Genomic DNA, 17,594 nt, shown 5'->3' on the forward strand with positions numbered 1-17,594 from the left:
TTCATTTCCATGGAATACAGGTATGTATATCTGCAATAATATAAAAGTCAAAAAAAGGATAAACACTTTAAAAAACTTAATCCTTTTAGAATAATGGGAATTAATTTTATAAAGTTCTTTCAATATACTCACTCTCCCTATTGTAGATAGTAAAATGTATTTTTATATTAAATAGATTTAATATTATATATATGGCTATAGCTTGTCTCTATGCCATATTTTTATTTTATCACCACTTTAGATTGTTATCAATTTATTATTTTCGACATATTTCGCATATTCTAATATATCTGAATTATTTTATTACTTATATATTAAGGAAAATCTTAATATGGTATGTATTTATGAATCTATTAATATAATATATACTAATATGAAGGAAAGGATTATATATGGAGAAAAGGCTGTTTAAGTAAATAAATTAGACTTTTTAGGTTTACTGGGACTATGTACAAAAAAAGACCTGTATACAGGTCTTTTTCTCTATTCTTCTGATTCAATTTTATCTGGTGCTGCTTCTGTTGCTTCTGGTATATCATCTTCTGTTTCTTCTTCAGTTACAGATGGCTGAGATAATGTACAAACTAGATTGTCTAAATCCGTTAAAATTGTTATATCGTCATTATTGGCAATATCTAAATCCTTTACAAAGATTGGTGTCGTAAAGTCCATATCTTCTACATTTACTTCTGCTCCATTTGGAATATTAGTTGGCAGACATTCAATTTCAACTTGATCTAGTAATTGCATCAATATTGAAGGCTGTAGTTTTATATTATCTCTATTAAGTAATGTAATTGGTACAGACATTTTTACTTTTTCATCCATATTTAACTTTTGGAAATCAACATGAAGAATTTGCTCTTTTACAGGATGCTTTTGTATATCCTTTATAATAGCTGGCATTACTTCTCCTGCTATATCCAATCCTAATAAGGAAGATGCACCTGCTTCTTTATATACTCTTTGAAACTCAGATAAGGATACTGAGGCATGAATAGTTTCTCCTCCCCTGCTGTATATAACTGCAGGTATTATATTCTTTTCTCTTATTTTCTTTATTGCATTTTTTCCTATTTCATCTCTTCTTGTCATTTGCATTTTTATCGCTGTCATACAATATACCCCCTGTTCATATTTGTATTACTCACTACTAGTATATCACATTTTAGCCATTTTTACAAATTTAGAGTTTCATACCCCAGTATACTATATTATGATTTGAAGAATAAGTAAAAGTACCACTCCAGGGACCCCTAAAAGCCCAACTATAATAGCATTTAATGGATTGATGGCTATGCCTAATCCAAAGTATTTTCCTATGGTATTAAAAAGAAACAAGGTTAAGCCTCCTAAAATCCCATTACCTATTAATTTAAATATCTTTTTAATAGGCCATACCAGTATAATTCCTGCGATATATAGTAGAAAAAGTCCTATAACATAATAAATAATTGTACTTAATTCCATATTATCCCTCCCGTTCCTATTATACTATAATTATAGGAGAGAACTAAAAAATATTACATATTTTTGTACTAGCTATTAGCCGAAATATTTTCTATAGATTGATTTTCAATATTCATCTCAATTTCCTTATTCCATTCTTTTACTTTCTTCAGTAAATAAACATATTTAAGCTTAGATGCTTCTATTTCGTATATGGCATAATCTATTAAATCTGGGTCTGAAATCGATTCGAAATACTTCTCGCTATCTTTCCACTCCTTATGAGCCTGTCTTAAATTTTCCAACATCTGGAACTTCAATTCATTTAACTTTTCTAATTCTGTTTTTTCTTTTTTGATGAAACTCAACATAAAAACACCCCCTGATTTCTATTAATATCATTGACAGAAATCAAGGGGTATATACATACTAAAGTTTTTCTATTTTACTCTCCAATATTTTATATATCAGTAACACTAAACAACATTTTTGAAACCTTAATAGCTTCTTCAGCATTTAAACAAAATATCTGAGATTTATCTAGTTCCATTATTTCAACCCAAGTATTATATTCTTTCTCCGTACAGAAGAAATTCATTATGTTTCAGCAATTACCTGACCAGTTTAGATTTTTATTTAAATCCACATGAAGTATATGCAGATCACTAGGCTCATAACTATATAATTCACCATTTTTTATACTTACCTTAATATCAGAACCACATTGACTGCATTTTGACTCTATATCTACATCTTGTTTGAAAGTAAAAGCTGACCCAATAGCATCTATTGCACACATAGCAGTAAATTCTCTGCCATCTTGAAGTCTTACTCTGTGATTCGTAGGAATTGCCGAAACTGGATATATAAAATTAACATTTCCTTCATCATCTACTACTAATCCATTTTTCTGAGTCAAACTATCCAATATTTTATTTGCCTCTTCATATGTAATTTTTATATCTCTTGCAATTTCAGATGTGTTAAACATTTTGAATGCTTGTCCCTTGTCAATAGTATAATTCATTAAATATCTTCTAATTTTCTTTTCATCTTTTGATAATTTACTATCTATACTATCTATTTTTAACTGTTCACTAGTGTAGTATCTATATTCAAATTCATCCACAAAACCATTCCTCTCCATATCTATTATTCAACTTATAATATCATCTTGCAAAATAATTGTTAAATAAATAATATCAATAGCTTGTCCTTTCACTATCAAATATTTTAATTGTTAATTTTAAACCACTTATGATATTATTTAAAGGATTTTAAAGATATGGAGGGATTTTAGTGAAAGTTGCATATGTAATAAGTTCTGATAATGCAAGAACTATATTAAGGGATATGGTAATCCCACAACTTGAGTCTGGTAATCACGGGGCAGAAGTAGTTGGTATGTTTTTTGTATTTGACAATACATTCTTATTATTAAAGGATACTGATATAGGAGAAAGACTTCAGAAATTACATAAAGAAACTGGAATGATACTTTTAGCCTGCGATCAATGTGCCATTGAAAGACAAATAGAAAACAATCTTGTACAAGGTGCTACTATTGGCTGCTTCCCAGTATTATATGGTGCCCTTAATTCAGTAGAGCTTGACCAAGTAATTACATTTTAGAACAAGGTCCGTTAATACGGACCTTGTTCTATTAAAGCATGGAGGTGGATGTATGTCTAAGGTTTTAGTAGAATTTATCAACACATGATCTGGATGTGACGGTTATACCCGTGCTGTGGAGGATGCTGCAGCTAAATACAAAGATAAAGTAGATGTAAAAATTTATTATGCAGGTAAAAACATGGATTATATAAAAAAGTACGGAGTCATATTTAGAGGAACTTTGATTATAAATGAAAAAAAGAAAATCCAAAGAATATCTAAAGATATTATTGAAAAAGAAATTGAATTAGCAGTAAAAGAATTAGAAAACAGGAGGTGATTTTATTGTTGTTATTAGGATTCTTAAAAGATATTTTATTATCTTCTATTAATTTGTTAAATGGTACTTCAAGTTGGCTTGTTTTTAGTTACATAATTGCAGGACTTCTTCATGATGTTATAACTCCAGCTAGATTTCATAAATCCTTGGGAAACACTAAAATCAGTTCCATTTTAAAGGCAACCATATCAGGTATGTGCTTACCTATTTGTAGTTGTGGAACAATTCCCCTTGGTATTAGTTTATACTACTCTGGAGCTTATGTAGGACCTACATTGGCATTTATGGCTTCTACACCTGTACTTAATCCCATAGCATTGATACTTAGTTATGGACTATTGGGAAAAGAACTAACTATGATAAATGTAGTTGCAGGATTTCTGCTTCCTTTTATTATTGGAATAATAGGCAATAATTTAAGTGGTGATGAATTAAGAAAGCCTAACTTAGAGGAAGAAATAATGTCAGCATCATTAGAGCAAACAGAAAGTATTCCTTTATTAGAAAAATTAAAATCAGGTATACATTGGGCAATACATGATTTAGCAACAGTATTAAGCAAATATGTAGTCTTAGGAATGTTATTTGGAGGATTTATTTTAACTGTATTTCCAGATTCATTTATACAAAAATATCTAGGAAACCCTAGTATGTTATCTCTTTGGAATGTGGCAATACTAGCTGCTTTAATGTATGTCTGTGCTGTTGGACATATTCCTTTTATAGCTGCCTTAATTGCCAGTGGTGCTTCTCCTGGTGCTGCAATTACCTTCTTGATGGCAGGAGCAGCTACTAATATTCCAGAACTGCTAAGTATATACAAGATGATAGGTAAAAAAACTGCTATTATATATGGCTTAGTAATCTCTATCTTTGCATTTAGTGTTGGATACTTAACTAATTTATGGTTGATGCCCGGATTTGAACCAGCTATTAATTTTAATAGAATTGATCGTAGTATTGAAAGTGCAAATAAATTTCTTTTTACTTTACCAGAACCACTTAAATATTTATGTTCGTTTATAGTATTTCTATTTTTCCTAAAGGCCATATATCCAAAAGTAAAAGATTTATTTAGAAATCTTGCAAAGCAAACGAGGTAGCAAAATGAAGAAGAATATTAAAATTATATTAGTAGTATTTATACTATTTTCACTGGGTTTCTACATATATTATCTAAACAATGGAAATACCTTACAAGCTTTAGGAGTAGAGCCAGACAATGAGCTTCTTCTATATTTTAAGGAAATCCATCCTGATAATAAAGTAATACTATGTGGATATGAGGATTTAAATAATGACGGACGCAAAGATTTATTAGTTATATATAATGAAGGGCCTAAAAAAAATGCAATGGTCGTAGTTATAGATACAGGTGAAGGATTTAAATTATCTAACCACACAAGAGCTCCCATTGATAATCAGACTATTGAGTTTAAAGATATTGATAAAACTGGTCCAATAGAGTTTATTGTATCAGGCTCAAAGGATGGAAATTTTGGCTATTCTATATTTAGGTTAATTGATGATACTGAAATAAGAGATTTATTTGGTGAGGGCATGGAAGATTGCTGCTAAAAAATATATAAGGTTTTTGATAATTAGAAAAGCTAGAGAAACTTCTCTAGCTTTTAGTATTTTTATCTTTAGCTTCTATTGCCTTATTCATAGCTTCCAATATAACTGAACCACAACATTTACCTAATGGATTGTTTAATATACAGTTTCCATCTTTCATAGCCCCTGTGAACTTTATAATATCCTTCATATTTTTCGCATCTTTATTTGTTACAGCATCTATTATTTCCTCTTCCGTTACCTTACTACAATAACATATATATTTAGGGTTAGCATCACTTTTAAACCATATCGGCACCTTTACTTTTGTCTTATCAAATGTACTTTCTATATCTAAATTATAATATACTACATCGCAGTGTTCATTCATACATAAATAGTAAATTTCCTTATGATCAATTTTCTCCACAAAGTTTTCTATTACTAAATGCTTTACAGTTATCCCCTTTACCTTCTCTCCTAATTCATTGCATATTGGACATTTTACATCCATAAGTTTCACTCCTTTATCTAATTCTATTATAACCTTAAAGTTCACTTTAAGGTCAAGTTTATATAATATAGATTAATGTTTCTTATGGATATAAAAAATGGAGCTTATATAAGCTCCATCGATTAATTATTTACTAGCAGTACTTTCTCCAATTCCATCTATGGCTTTTGCCTTAGCCAACCATTCTTCATAAGTATCTCCAATTGGGAAGTTTGCATCAATATTTTCTTTTATAAATGTATTAAAGTCTTCGATTCCACAAGTCTCAAGTAAATCTGTTGACATAAATTGTTGCATATCATTTATATTTGGAATTTCTTCTTCTGGAATTTCAAAATCATAGAAATATTTAATGTAATTATCTAAATTCTCCTCAGAAAACTTCCATGTAATCGTTCTACCTTCTGCTACAGTCTTCATATATACAGTTTTCAATCCAACTTCTGGATTAGTACCGAAACCTTCTGCAAACATCATTGAAGCATTATAAGGATGTTCATATAGATATTTAATAGATAAAGCATGGGCAAGTACTAACCTTTTTGCTAATTCTGGATGGTCATTTAAAAAATCATTGTTCATACAATAGATACAGCATACACCCCATCCTTCATCCATATTATCTGAAACATGGGCACCCCATCCTGTAGCCATAATACGACCAAAGCCTTCAAATTCTACCATAGACCCATAAGGGTCACAAGCAGAAAAAGCATCAAGTTGTCCAGCTTTTAATGCAAACACCTTATCCTTATCGCCCATATCAACTACCTCATAGTTTTTCAGTTCCACTGGAATGTCTAATTCCTCTGCCCAGCGTCTCCATTCTGGTTTTGTTTCTGCACCTGAACCAATTGCTAAAGTTTTACCGATCAAATCCTTTGGTTCTTTTATATCATTACTTACAACTAAATATCTAGATCCACCTAAATGATTTGCTGCTGCCATAAATAATGGTGCTCCTTGGTTAACTGATTTAATAGCACCTTCAATTCCTTGGTATCCTACGTGCATTTCACCTGAAGACATGGCTTCCATGATTTTACCAGTTTTTGTAACTACTACATTTAGACCCAGTGCATCATAAATTCCAGCTTTCTCTCCTATAATAGCTGGAACCATATGGTCACAGTCTCTGTATCCCAATTGGATTACGAAATCCTTGTCCCCAGCTGATAACTCTCCTAATTCATATTTAGCCACCTCTACAGCTGGGTCGTAGTCCACTTCTTGTATTACAGTATTTTTGCTGCTGTCTGTGCATCCTGATACAACTGCTACCATCATTGCCAATACTAAACTCATAGCAATAATTCTTTTTTTCATATTACATTTCCCCCTATTTTTTTATCTTGTTCTTCAATGCCTTCAATATAATGACATATGCTTCCCTTACATCCACTTGTTTTTCTTGCATCAGATAAATGTTTTTCCAGTTTATCCTTTTCTTTCTCAAGTCTTGATATTTCCATTTTTATAAAAGATACTTTCTCCTGTATCTTATTACTTACATAACTACAAGGGGCTATACCATTATTTTTTAGCATCAATATCTTTTTTATTTCTTCTAGCTCAAAACCTAAGCTTCTAGCTTTTTTAATGAAAAATAACTTTTCTATATCCTTTTCGTCAAATATTCTATAGTTATTATCTCGTCTTTTTATTTCTCCTAATAAACCTTGACTATCATAATATCTAACAGCGGAGCTATTAAGTCCTGTGATTCTACATATATCTTTGATAAATAACATGGCTTTACCCTCCTATTATAAACCTTAAAGTCGACTTTAATGTCAAGAGAAAAAAACTCCACCAGCTTTTAACTGGCGGATAATTTTAGTTTGCTTTCCATCTAAGTAATATACTTTCAACTAAGAGCATCAATCTATCAATACCAAATCCAATTAAAGCAGCTATAAACATATATGCTATAATGGTATGAGTTTCCATTCTAGATTGAGCTTCTACCATACAGTAGCCGAACCCGGCACTGGTCGCAATGAACTCCGCTCAGATAACTGACATCCAACCCATACCAATTGCCAGTCTCAATCCAGTAATAATTCCTGGCAATGACCCAGGAAGTACAATGTCTTTGATAATATCCATTGTATTTGCACCCATACTTCGTGCTGCATTATAGTAATCCTTACTAATATCTTGAACTCCTGCAATGGTATTTAATATAATGGTAAAAATACCAGTAAATGCAATCATAAAAATGGTAGGTCCATCACCTAAACCAAACCAAATAATAGACAGTGGTACCCATGCCATTATAGGGACTTGTCTCAAAGAATTTATAAAAGGTGCAAATGCTCTCATCATAGTCTTAGAATATCCCATAATCATTCCAATAGGCAATCCAATAATAAACGCATAAAAAGCACCTGTTAAAACACGTCTCATAGTAATACCAATGTTTCTAAGTACATATAAATCTGTAACAGCTCTAAATAAAGCCTCCATCACACTTTTTAAAGAAGGGAAAAGGAATGGTTTATTAACAATATCCGCCGCAATCCACCATATTATACCGATTACTACTAATGCAATTGGAGTATAAATATTAAAATCTTTTCCGTTAAGCTTTCTCCAATTATTTCTATCTTTCATCTTAGTAGCATGTACCATTCTCTTTATGTCTTTTTCTTGTGAATTCAACTATTTTCACCTCCTGTATGTTTCTCTCAAAAGCTATATATTTTCTATTTTTAAATAGCTCCTCCTTGAGCAAAAGACGTTTTTTTACTGTCTTTTTTCTCTGTCTTCTGAATAAACTCTAGTAATTCCTCGTCACCTTGATTTTTCACTTCTCCATTTAATGCAGACCTTAAAATATCAGATAATTCATTAGTATATTGATGATATTTTTCATTCTTTCTATCTCTAGGTCTAGGAAGTTCTATTTTTATATCAGCTAGTATCCTTCCATGATCTCTAGACATGACTATAACTCTATCACTTAAATAAATAGCCTCATCAACATCATGAGTAACCATAAGGGCAGTCTTCTTGCTTCCTAGTAACATTGATTCTAACTGTACTTGAAGCATTTGACGCATTTGAAAGTCAACTGCACCTAGAGGCTCGTCCATTAACAGTATCTGAGGATTACATGCCAAAGCCCTTAATAAAGCAACTCTTTGTTTCATTCCGCCAGATATTTCATGAATATAATAGTTTTCATATTCCTCCAGATGTGCCATAGCTAATAATTCTTTAAGTTTCTCCTGACGTTGCTTTTTTGGTATTCCTTGTTTTTTCATAGGGTATACAATATTTTCCCCTACCTTCTGCCAAGGAAAAAGTGCATAGTTTTGAAATACAAATGCCCTATCTGGTCCTGGCTTATTTACATCCTTTCCATTTACCTGAATATTTCCTCCTTCATGCTTTAGAAATCCTGCAATAATATTTAGTGTTGTTGTCTTTCCACAACCTGATGGTCCTAATAAGGACACAAATTCTCCTTCTTTCACATCAAAGGAAATATCTTGCAATACAGTATTCATGGTTTTCTTATCTCTTCTATTGGAAAAAACCTTAGTAATTCCTTGTACAGATATTGACATATCTTCACCTTTCCTATTCTAAACTTAAAAACTTTATATTTGTATTATCCCAAAATTCCTTTGGCATCCCTATATATTCTTTAAGAGTTTTCACTTTATTAAGTTCCTCTATTGTTTTGTTGTATGCCATTAAAAATTCTTGGAAAACTTTTGTATTTATCACATCTTTTCTCACTATTAAACTATAAGAAATATAATCATCTTCTGAAAGAGAAGCAAATTTAAACCCATGTAATAAGGGAGCCTTACTTATATCTAAAACTGCTCCATCAATTTGTTCTCCTTCTAATGAATAAGCCAAACTAGCAGGTTGTATCTCCACTATCTCATCTATATGATTATAGTTTTTTTTGATTAGCCGATGTAAATGCTCTCTCTTTTGTCCTATACCTAATCTATGTATGTTACTTACGTCACCTTTATAAGCTATGACTTCTCCATTCATAATAACAGGACCATATATTTCAAAATCGGCATTGGCACGAACCAAATGTAAAGCCATGTGATTACAATAAAATGCCATATCAATTTCATCTGAGCTCAAGGCCCATTGTGCAGTATTACTTCAACAGTCCTTAAAGGTAAAATCCAGTAGAATATCTTCATTTTTCTCTGTAGTATGAAGATTATCTATATTCATTTCTTGACTGGTACTGATAATTTGTTCTAAAAGTAATCCAGTCATGTCATCTCCTGAACCAACCCTTAATCTTGTGTCTATTTTTTCTATCTTTCTCTCTCTAGGCATAAATTCAGACAATCCAAATCCTAAAATTACAACTAATATCAAGAAAAAGAATATCTTTTTTGTTATATTCATATAATCATCACTCATATTTTAATTTGTAGGCCATGGATAATGTAGATTAGATATTATCTATATATCGAAAATATAATATCAGACTTTGTTATTTAATAGAATAATTATAGATATTTTTTATGATATTGCTTACTGGTATAGGAAAATATAATCACCTATTCCTAGATATTCCAGACCTCTTAATAACATTTCAAAATATGCTCCATACTAAAAAACTCCACTTATTGACTGATTTAGTCAATAAGTGGAGTAGGTATATAGGTCTTTATTATTTTGAAATAGATACTCTATTTCTTCCATATCTTTTAGATAAGTAAAGAGCATTATCTGCGTCCTTTAAAAGATCATATGGATCCATTTCATTGGTGGGAATAGTACTAGCTATACCAATACTTACAGTTTGATGATTATCTATAGGTGAATATTCATGAATTAGTTTTAGACTATTTACTTCTTCTAAAATCTCATTGGCAACTTTTTCACTTTGATATAAGTCAAGCTGAGGAAATAAAATTACAAACTCATCTCCTCCATATCTACATACATATCCATTAAATGGCTTGGTTCTTCTTTTTAGAACTGAGCCTATGTCTCTTAAAAGAGTATCACCAGCTATATGACCATAGTTATCATTGAACTCCTTAAAATAATCTAAATCTATTAAGGCTAAAGATAGTTCTTCCCTATTTTCCTTAGCATTTCTCCATAGACTTTGAAGTATCTCATTAAATTTTCTTCTATTGAACACACAAGTAAGATCATCTATTTCTGAAATATGCTTTTGACTTTCTAATTGACCACATACAGAATTCATATGTCTATACATGAAAAAGGCTATGGAACCAATTATAAGATTTATAACTATAAACAATACTATAATATTCATATAATTGCTTGATATGCTTTCTAATAGATTTAAAGAAACTTTCAATCCTATTAAACCTACATAATTTCCTTCTGTAGTATAAAAAGGAGCATATGCACATATATGCTCTGACAATTTGGTTTTAAATACCCTATAGCTAGGAATCTTAGTCTTCTCCACTTCTTCAAAGAGATCGTCAGACATACCATATCTGGGACTACCCTTATAATAATCTCCATCTCTAAAATCATTTATCTTAGTCTCAGCTGTATCTAATATATAAATTATATTATTGTTGTCTTTTATTTCTCCCTTATCCAATCTGGCTGTTAGATAAATATGCTTATAATCTAAATTATCCTTTATGGATTTAGCACTATCCTGGAATTTTTGATTTATTTCATTTTTTAACAGTTCTTCAAATGATAGAGATTTTAAATATAGTATATCTTCATCTGTAAGTTCTAGTGAATTTGCTATATATGTAGCTAAAATAGTAACTCTATTGCCTACCTGTTCTTTCACATAATAATTTATTTTATTATTAGAATAAAACATTAAACAAACTAGTGTACAAATCCACAAAATCATAATAGCTTTAAAATATATTTTTATATCATAATATTTGCCCTTACTAGTATGATTAGCCATTTAAGTCATCCTTCCCTTACATTTGATAACTATTGTTTATTAATCATATCATAAAATAGGAATAAAGTCCTATATATTTTCCCATAATTTTACATCACCTAAATCTTTATAATTACCATTACAAATTTCTACTATATATGCTATAATTATGTAACAAAGTATTTTTTATGTTTTAATTATTATACATGCTTATTACTCTCATTATATAAAGACTCCTTTACTCATTAGTCTAATAGCCTAGTGATAACTATGTCATTAAAGTTATTACTAGGCCCTATTATAGGGTTAATAGAATTATATCTTTATATTGATGAAAAATTTTACATATTAAAAAAGGGCTATTTCACAACTGATTAATCAGTTGTGAAATAGTCCTTTTTTCTAGTTAATTCATCTGCCCATATACTATTTTCAATTAATGACCTTAATTGTAGTTCAGAGGATTTTCCATATGACAGTGTATCTATCATGGCATTTGCTGCAGGATGATAGTATTCCCCTCTTTTTTCTGCTTCCTTCCCTGCTGCTTTAGATTTTTCTATTATAGTTAGGTCTTTTAATCTCATTTCATTTGGTATAGGGTTTAATAATAATGTTTGCCCTTTTAAGGGTTGTCCATTATATTTCCCTGTGAATTTAATTGGTCTGTGGGTTACCATAAAACCATCTATAGTATCTGTATCTCTTCCCCATATGCTTACATCATGTTTTAACAGCCATTCAATGGTTCCTTCTATATCTATAACATCCTTTGGTGACGTGGCTATAAGTGTTACATTCATAGTGGCTATGGCAGGTAAATCTGCACATAGTTCTTCTCCTACAATATCTCCAATACCACCCATTCCAGCAGTTACTGCAATATGAATTCCTCTTTCCTTTGCTGCCATCATAGTCCCAGATGCAGTTAATGCACCACTTATACTTTTGTTACATGACTCCATAAAAATATCTCTATCTATACGTATCAATTCCTTTGCACTTTCTCTAAAACTAATAAATTCTTCTATGTCCCCTATTATTACTTCTCCCTTATGAACCCAGGCTATACATCTATGTTTCCATGGCCATAATTCAATAAGTCTTTCATTAGCAATGGATTTTAATCCATGGGTCAATAAAGCCGTTTCTACAAGAAATTTAGTTTCTATATTCATTAAATCTTCACTTCCTTAAATTAATATTATTGGTTCTAAAATTATTCCTCTGTCGTCCTTATCATTCTATCTATTGATTATTTATTGTAGGATTTTTACTAAAGTTCTTCAAACTACTAATTATCAATACTAGAATAACTACTACAAAGGGCATCATCTGCAATAATTGAGTAGGTACTCCAAAGGATGTTAAGGTAAGGGTTATTGCATTGGTATAAGCAAATAATATGCCTATAAATGCGGCTTTTAAAGGATTACCCTTCCCTACAAGTATAGCGGCAAAGGCTAAAAATCCACGACCTGCTGTCATATTTTCAGAAAACATACTTAGACCTGATAAAGGCATATATGCACCTCCTAAGCCAGACATTACCCCCATAATAATTAATGCTATCCATTTATATTTCAATATATTTACTCCAGAGGTTTGTGCCCCTACTTGATTTATTCCAATACCTCTAAGTCTTAAACCAAAGGGAGTTTTATACATAATTATAGCCCCAATAAATATAGAAATATAAGCTATATATACTAATATGATTTGATTATTTAAAATCTTATGGATATATGGAATTGTTCTTAAAATAGGTATATCTATAGATTGGAAATTCACAATTTTAGGACTGTGAAAAAATCCCCTTACCTTAAATACCTTAGTTAATAATAGGGTAGTCATTGCCCATGATCCAAAATTAAGTGCTATACTTACTATCATTGGATTTGCATTAAAATGAAGGACAAATACACCAAAGACTGCAGCAAGAATTACTCCTGCAACAATGGCAAGTAAAGCACCTATATAAGGATTTCCTGATAAATAACTTCCCCATGCAGCAAAAAATGCTGCTGAAAGCATAAAACATTCAAATGCAATACAAAAAGTTCCCGTTTGTTTACTAAATGAACCACCTACACTTGTTAATATAATTGGAGTGCTCAATCGAAATGTAGCTGACCATGTTACGGTTCCAAATAAAATTTTTATTATAGTCAACATATTGAGGATCCTCCTTTACTATTAGTTTTCTTTAATCTTATTTTTTCCTTCCATCTGCTAAATAAATTATCATAATCAATGGAAACAAATAGTACAAATAACATTTGGATTATAATAACTACAAGCCTATTTAATGTAGTCATACGTTCCATATGTAATGCTCCTTGTTTCAAAGCCCCCCATATAATAGAAACGATTATTACTGCAAGGGGATTATTATTTGCTACACGGGTTATCATAATTCCATCCCAACCTAAATTATTACTGAAATTAGGCATAAATCTATAATATGAGCCAGTTACCTCTATACCTCCACCCATTCCAGATATTAATCCCGACATTAGGAAAACCATTATAAATGATTTATTGATATTCACTCCACCCATTCTAGCAAAACTCATATTTTGTCCTATTTGAGTAAACTCATAGCCTTCTAAAGTATATTTATAAATAAATGCTATGAAAAATAAAATTCCCAATGCTATAAAGATTCCTGTATTGGCAGTTGTACCTTTAATAATTGTAGATAATCTAGCAGTATTGAGTATCTGTGGAGTTGTTATAGATGCAGAACCATTGGCAGATTGCTGTCCTCCCATTATTATCCACATAGTTATATATTCAGTTAAATATTTTGCTATGAAATTCAATATTAAGGTGGTTATAAGTTCATTGATTTTAAAATATACTCGCAACAATGCTGGTATTAATGCATATAACATTCCAAGTATAGATGCCGCTAACAGACATGCCATTACATGTAGTCCATGGGGTAATTCTATGGAATATCCAATTATTGCTGCTGACAATGCTCCCATATATAATTGCCCTTCAATACCTAAATTAGAAACTCCCGATTTAAAAGCAACTATAGCCGCTCCTCCAACCATAAGACTAGATATAATCCATCTAATGGTATTGCCAATATTTATTCTATTTCCAAAGGCCCCTTCAAAAATATGTCCTACAGCTTCCAAAGGGCTTTCTCCTTGAATGGCAATCAGAATACTTCCAAATAAAAGCGTCAATATAATGGATATTCCATATCTTAATATTGTTTTCTTAACCTCATGACTAATCTTAAGCTTCATGGATTTCACCGCCTAACATCATAAGACCTATTTGTTCTTCTGTTAATGATCTGCTATTTTTATGTTCAATTATTGAACCATTATACATTACTAATATCCTATCAGAAAGCTGCATTACTTCATTGAGTTCATGGCTAATTAATAAAACTGCCACTCCCTCTTTTGCCATTTGAATTATTCTATTCCATATGAATTCAACTGAACCAATATCAATTCCTCTAGTTGGATCTTCTATAATCAGAAGCTTTTGTTCCTGTAGAAATTCACGTCCCACTAAAAGTTTTTGTATATTACCACCAGAAAGTGTTTTTACTTTATCTTCTGTTGCTTGCACTTTTACCGCATAATCTTTAATTATTTTATTGGTAAATGAATTTATATCTTTATAATCAAGTAAATGTTTAGTCTTAAATCCTTTTGTCCTATGGTATCCCATTATTGCATTTTCCCATATAGTTCCCTCTTTATTAGTGCCTACTGCTGATCTATCTTGGGCAATATAGCCAATTCCTAATTTCCGCCTTTTAGCCACTGTCTCATTTATTATATTTTCTCCATTGAATAGTATTTGTCCTTCTATGTTACCATTTGATAATCCCACTAAGGCTTCTACTAATTCAGTTTGTCCCGAACCTGCTACGCCAGATATACCTAGGATTTCTCCAGCTTGTACGTGGAAACTAGCATTTTTAACTCTTTCTACTCTTGAAGAATCTTTAACTGATAAATTTTCAATCTTTAATATAATCTCTCCAATATTGTATTCTGGTTTTTCAACCTGTAATATTACCTCTCTCCCAACCATAAGCCTAGCTAGTTCTAATTCATTTGTATCCTTAGCCAATAAAGTTCCTGTCACTCGACCATTTTTTAAGACTGTAATATCATCAGCTATTTCTAATACTTCTTTCAATTTATGAGTTATGAGTATTATTGTTTTTCCTTGATCTACTAAAAATCTTATGGCATGAAATAGACTCTCTACTCCTTGAGGAGTTAATACAGAAGTGGGTTCATCTAATATTATAATATCAGCATTTCTATACAAAACCTTTATTATCTCTACTTGCTGCAGTGCAGCAACAGGTAATCCGTCTACTTTTGCATCAATAGAAATATTAAATTCATACTTTTTACAGATTTCTTCAACTTTTCTTCTAGATTCTTTATAATCTATGAAAATTCCCTTTTTCTGTTCAAATCCCATTATTATATTATCCAAAACTGTCATTTCTGGAAAAACCATGAATTCTTGATATACCATTCCTATTCCATGTCTAACTGCATCTAGGGGGTTCTTAAAATTTACCTGCTCCCCACGAAGATATACCTGACCACTATCGGGGCTTTGAATATTTGTTAATATATTCATTAAAGTACTTTTTCCAGCACCATTTTCTCCAATCAGTGCATGTACTGTACCTGACCTAACTTTAAATGTAATATTATCATTGGCCAGTAGATTTTTAAATTTCTTATTGATATTGTGCATTTCCAATACAAATTTTTCTTTATCCATATCTCTATCTCCTTGATATGAAAATATAGGAACGATTAAACGTTCCTATATTTTTAAAAATATTATTAATAATTTAATCTATATTGCTCAAATCCTTCATAAACATCTATTTTATCACTTTTAATATCATCAATTAATTGATTAACTTTTACTAATAAATCTTCTGGGATATTCTTTTCATCTCTTTCATCATAAACAGCACCACCTGAGCTTAGGTCAAAATCCACTGATGTTTCAAATTCTTTTCCTGCTGCATGGTCTTCAGCTAAAGATATAACTGCAATGTCCATAGATTTAACTGCTGACCAGAATACAGCTGGATCTATATCTCCTTGCCAGTCATCAACACCGATAACTTTAATACCTGCTTCAGCACAAGCTGATATTACTCCAGGTCCTCCTAAATATGCACTTTGGTATATAATGTCTACATCGTTATTTTGAATCATTGTCTTAGCTGTCTCTTGTCCCTTAACCGGATCAAATGGGTCTCCTGTAAATGCAGAAATTACAGTTTTTCCATTGTTAGCATAGTTAACACCTGTGGTATCTATAGCTTCTACAGAATAGGCATCTCTATGAATAAAATCTTTAGTATATCGCCATAATACCCCTTCATCTCCAGCAGTACAGATTACCCCTTGTGGAACAGGATATTTTTTGAAAAACATTTCTACCCCTTTATGATAATCCACTTCACCAGTCATTTCAAAATAGCCTTCTCGTCCACTGGAAAATACAGTAGAAAGGCTAATCATTTCTTCTATCTCTTCAATGGTAATACCACATGTCTTCATAAAACTTGGAGTACACTGCATATTATATATAACAGGAATTCCCTTTTCTTTAGCCAACTTTCCCAGATAAATCGATGCACGAGATGAAAACATATCTGTATAAAATACATCAATTCCCTCCAATATATCTTCTGGAAGTTCTTCTGGCTGCAAGTTTGCTACCGAATCTCCCATGTTTGCAATTATACAATGTTTTCCACCTGGAGCAGTTATAATAAATGTATGTAAAGTTGATCCACCTGGTTTAGTAACTAAAAAACGATCATCAACACCATCTTCAACCAAAGTCCTTCGGAATTCATCTCCATATTTGTCGTCCCCAATTTTCCCAGTTTGATAAGTGTCTATACCATAACGAGCCAATGCTACTGAAAGGTTAGCAGCACTCCCTCCAGGTACAAGTCTTTCAGAATCTATAAAACCAAATCCATCTTCCTTTGGTAATTCTCTTGTTTCTAATATAATATCCATTGCCACTGTGCCAAGGGAAAGCACTTTCTTCTTTTGTTCCATTCAATATCCACCTTGTATAATGTATTTAGGTTATTAAATAGGGAAACCTATAAACCTTTCTTTATTTATCTCTCAAGATCAGAGATAATTGTATTATTAGATTGAGAGGATTATCGAACCCACCTTGAGTCTGTG

General features: G+C 31.3%; 20 protein-coding genes. 4 read left to right on the top strand and 16 right to left on the bottom strand.

Features of this window, described 5'->3' with window-relative positions; genetic code table 11:
• Positions 1-483 precede the first annotated feature (483 nt).
• From FYJ83_RS18035 to saoL, 4 genes are all read right to left on the bottom strand, one after another.
• Positions 484-1,116 carry a 50S ribosomal protein L25 gene (locus FYJ83_RS18035; protein WP_154442889.1) on the bottom strand — a complete coding sequence of 211 codons (633 nt, stop codon included), beginning with the start codon at positions 1,114-1,116 and terminating at the stop codon, positions 484-486.
• 93 nt (positions 1,117-1,209) lie between these two features.
• On the bottom strand, positions 1,210-1,470 hold the full coding sequence (locus FYJ83_RS18040) for a pro-sigmaK processing inhibitor BofA family protein (protein WP_154442890.1): 261 nt from the start codon (positions 1,468-1,470) through the stop codon (positions 1,210-1,212).
• Between the two features lie 68 nt (positions 1,471-1,538).
• Positions 1,539-1,820 (bottom strand): DUF2508 family protein, encoded by a 282-nt coding sequence (locus FYJ83_RS18045; protein WP_154442891.1) that lies wholly within the window; start codon positions 1,818-1,820, stop codon positions 1,539-1,541.
• 89 nt (positions 1,821-1,909) lie between these two features.
• Positions 1,910-2,596 (bottom strand): MerB-like organometallic lyase SaoL, encoded by a 687-nt coding sequence (saoL, locus tag FYJ83_RS20390; RefSeq protein ID WP_244971114.1) that lies wholly within the window; start codon positions 2,594-2,596, stop codon positions 1,910-1,912.
• 152 nt (positions 2,597-2,748) lie between these two features.
• Here saoL and saoD point away from each other — a divergent pair, with 152 nt between their 5' ends.
• Genes saoD through saoC form a run of 4 tightly spaced genes read left to right on the top strand, consistent with a single transcriptional unit; the run spans position 2,749 to position 4,981 of the window.
• Positions 2,749-3,081 (top strand): DsrE-related protein SaoD, encoded by a 333-nt coding sequence (saoD, locus tag FYJ83_RS18055; RefSeq protein WP_216585749.1) that lies wholly within the window; start codon positions 2,749-2,751, stop codon positions 3,079-3,081.
• A 52-nt stretch (positions 3,082-3,133) separates the two neighbouring features.
• Positions 3,134-3,403, top strand: a complete 270-nt coding sequence (saoT, locus tag FYJ83_RS18060) for a thioredoxin-like (seleno)protein SaoT (RefSeq protein WP_268233538.1) — start codon at positions 3,134-3,136, stop codon at positions 3,401-3,403.
• 5 nt (positions 3,404-3,408) lie between these two features.
• The gene (saoE, locus tag FYJ83_RS18065) at positions 3,409-4,506 is read left to right on the top strand and encodes an efflux transporter SaoE (protein WP_229768647.1); all 1,098 of its coding nucleotides are present in this window, start codon (positions 3,409-3,411) and stop codon (positions 4,504-4,506) included.
• Positions 4,507-4,510: 4 nt separating this feature from the next.
• Positions 4,511-4,981 (top strand): Cys-Cys-COOH (seleno)protein SaoC, encoded by a 471-nt coding sequence (gene saoC, locus FYJ83_RS18070; protein ID WP_154442893.1) that lies wholly within the window; start codon positions 4,511-4,513, stop codon positions 4,979-4,981.
• A gap of 46 nt (positions 4,982-5,027) precedes the next feature.
• On the opposite strand, the gene FYJ83_RS18075 is transcribed toward saoC, so the two are convergent.
• The 12 genes from FYJ83_RS18075 to FYJ83_RS18140 all read right to left on the bottom strand — a co-directional run bounded on the left by FYJ83_RS18075 (position 5,028) and on the right by FYJ83_RS18140 (position 17,459).
• Complete coding sequence (locus FYJ83_RS18075; protein ID WP_154442894.1) at positions 5,028-5,474, bottom strand: Csac_0668 family 2Fe-2S cluster-binding (seleno)protein; 447 nt, start codon at positions 5,472-5,474, stop codon at positions 5,028-5,030.
• Positions 5,475-5,600: 126 nt separating this feature from the next.
• Positions 5,601-6,800 (bottom strand): ABC transporter substrate-binding subunit SaoX, encoded by a 1,200-nt coding sequence (gene saoX, locus FYJ83_RS18080; protein WP_154442895.1) that lies wholly within the window; start codon positions 6,798-6,800, stop codon positions 5,601-5,603.
• On the bottom strand, positions 6,797-7,225 hold the full coding sequence (locus FYJ83_RS18085; RefSeq protein WP_154442896.1) for a MerR family transcriptional regulator: 429 nt from the start codon (positions 7,223-7,225) through the stop codon (positions 6,797-6,799). The genes saoX and FYJ83_RS18085 overlap by 4 nt, the downstream gene beginning before the upstream one ends.
• An 85-nt stretch (positions 7,226-7,310) precedes the next feature.
• On the bottom strand, positions 7,311-8,108 hold the full coding sequence (gene saoP / locus FYJ83_RS18095; protein ID WP_268233539.1) for an ABC transporter permease subunit SaoP: 798 nt from the start codon (positions 8,106-8,108) through the stop codon (positions 7,311-7,313).
• A gap of 80 nt (positions 8,109-8,188) precedes the next feature.
• Complete coding sequence (saoA, locus tag FYJ83_RS18100; protein WP_154442898.1) at positions 8,189-9,049, bottom strand: ABC transporter ATP-binding protein SaoA; 861 nt, start codon at positions 9,047-9,049, stop codon at positions 8,189-8,191.
• A gap of 13 nt (positions 9,050-9,062) precedes the next feature.
• Complete coding sequence (gene saoB, locus FYJ83_RS18105; protein WP_311144036.1) at positions 9,063-9,869, bottom strand: ABC transporter substrate-binding (seleno)protein SaoB; 807 nt, start codon at positions 9,867-9,869, stop codon at positions 9,063-9,065.
• A gap of 268 nt (positions 9,870-10,137) precedes the next feature.
• Entirely contained in the window at positions 10,138-11,385 is a 1,248-nt protein-coding gene (locus tag FYJ83_RS18115; RefSeq protein ID WP_154442901.1) for a GGDEF domain-containing protein, read from the bottom strand.
• A gap of 353 nt (positions 11,386-11,738) precedes the next feature.
• Positions 11,739-12,542, bottom strand: a complete 804-nt coding sequence (locus tag FYJ83_RS18120; protein ID WP_154442902.1) for a pseudouridine-5'-phosphate glycosidase — start codon at positions 12,540-12,542, stop codon at positions 11,739-11,741.
• Between the two features lie 70 nt (positions 12,543-12,612).
• The gene (locus FYJ83_RS18125; RefSeq protein WP_154442903.1) at positions 12,613-13,539 is read right to left on the bottom strand and encodes an ABC transporter permease; all 927 of its coding nucleotides are present in this window, start codon (positions 13,537-13,539) and stop codon (positions 12,613-12,615) included.
• Positions 13,533-14,630, bottom strand: coding sequence for an ABC transporter permease (locus FYJ83_RS18130; RefSeq protein ID WP_154442904.1), 1,098 nt, complete (start codon positions 14,628-14,630; stop codon positions 13,533-13,535). Before FYJ83_RS18130 ends, FYJ83_RS18125 begins: the two co-directional genes overlap by 7 nt.
• A complete protein-coding gene (locus FYJ83_RS18135; protein WP_154442905.1) occupies positions 14,620-16,149 on the bottom strand; it encodes an ABC transporter ATP-binding protein in 1,530 nt (509 codons plus the stop codon). Before FYJ83_RS18135 ends, FYJ83_RS18130 begins: the two co-directional genes overlap by 11 nt.
• Positions 16,150-16,214: 65 nt before the next feature.
• Complete coding sequence (locus tag FYJ83_RS18140; protein WP_154442906.1) at positions 16,215-17,459, bottom strand: PfkB family carbohydrate kinase; 1,245 nt, start codon at positions 17,457-17,459, stop codon at positions 16,215-16,217.
• Positions 17,460-17,594: the final 135 nt, after the last annotated feature.

The sequence above is a fragment of the Tissierella pigra genome, assembly GCF_009695605.1.
Lineage (GTDB): Bacteria > Bacillota > Clostridia > Tissierellales > Tissierellaceae > Tissierella > Tissierella pigra.

Excerpts from the sequence above, each read along its gene's own strand:
- FYJ83_RS18035 (WP_154442889.1), bottom strand. The coding sequence starts at position 1,116 with ATGACAGCGATAAAAATGCAAATGACAAGAAGAGATGAAATAGGAAAA.
- FYJ83_RS18040 (WP_154442890.1), bottom strand. The coding sequence starts at position 1,470 with ATGGAATTAAGTACAATTATTTATTATGTTATAGGACTTTTTCTACTA.
- FYJ83_RS18045 (WP_154442891.1), bottom strand. The coding sequence starts at position 1,820 with ATGTTGAGTTTCATCAAAAAAGAAAAAACAGAATTAGAAAAGTTAAAT.
- saoC (WP_154442893.1), top strand. The coding sequence starts at position 4,511 with ATGAAGAAGAATATTAAAATTATATTAGTAGTATTTATACTATTTTCA.
- FYJ83_RS18075 (WP_154442894.1), bottom strand. The coding sequence starts at position 5,474 with ATGGATGTAAAATGTCCAATATGCAATGAATTAGGAGAGAAGGTAAAG.
- saoX (WP_154442895.1), bottom strand. The coding sequence starts at position 6,800 with ATGAAAAAAAGAATTATTGCTATGAGTTTAGTATTGGCAATGATGGTA.
- FYJ83_RS18085 (WP_154442896.1), bottom strand. The coding sequence starts at position 7,225 with ATGTTATTTATCAAAGATATATGTAGAATCACAGGACTTAATAGCTCC.
- saoA (WP_154442898.1), bottom strand. The coding sequence starts at position 9,049 with ATGTCAATATCTGTACAAGGAATTACTAAGGTTTTTTCCAATAGAAGA.
- FYJ83_RS18115 (WP_154442901.1), bottom strand. The coding sequence starts at position 11,385 with ATGGCTAATCATACTAGTAAGGGCAAATATTATGATATAAAAATATAT.
- FYJ83_RS18120 (WP_154442902.1), bottom strand. The coding sequence starts at position 12,542 with ATGAATATAGAAACTAAATTTCTTGTAGAAACGGCTTTATTGACCCAT.
- FYJ83_RS18125 (WP_154442903.1), bottom strand. The coding sequence starts at position 13,539 with ATGTTGACTATAATAAAAATTTTATTTGGAACCGTAACATGGTCAGCT.
- FYJ83_RS18130 (WP_154442904.1), bottom strand. The coding sequence starts at position 14,630 with ATGAAGCTTAAGATTAGTCATGAGGTTAAGAAAACAATATTAAGATAT.
- FYJ83_RS18135 (WP_154442905.1), bottom strand. The coding sequence starts at position 16,149 with ATGGATAAAGAAAAATTTGTATTGGAAATGCACAATATCAATAAGAAA.
- FYJ83_RS18140 (WP_154442906.1), bottom strand. The coding sequence starts at position 17,459 with ATGGAACAAAAGAAGAAAGTGCTTTCCCTTGGCACAGTGGCAATGGAT.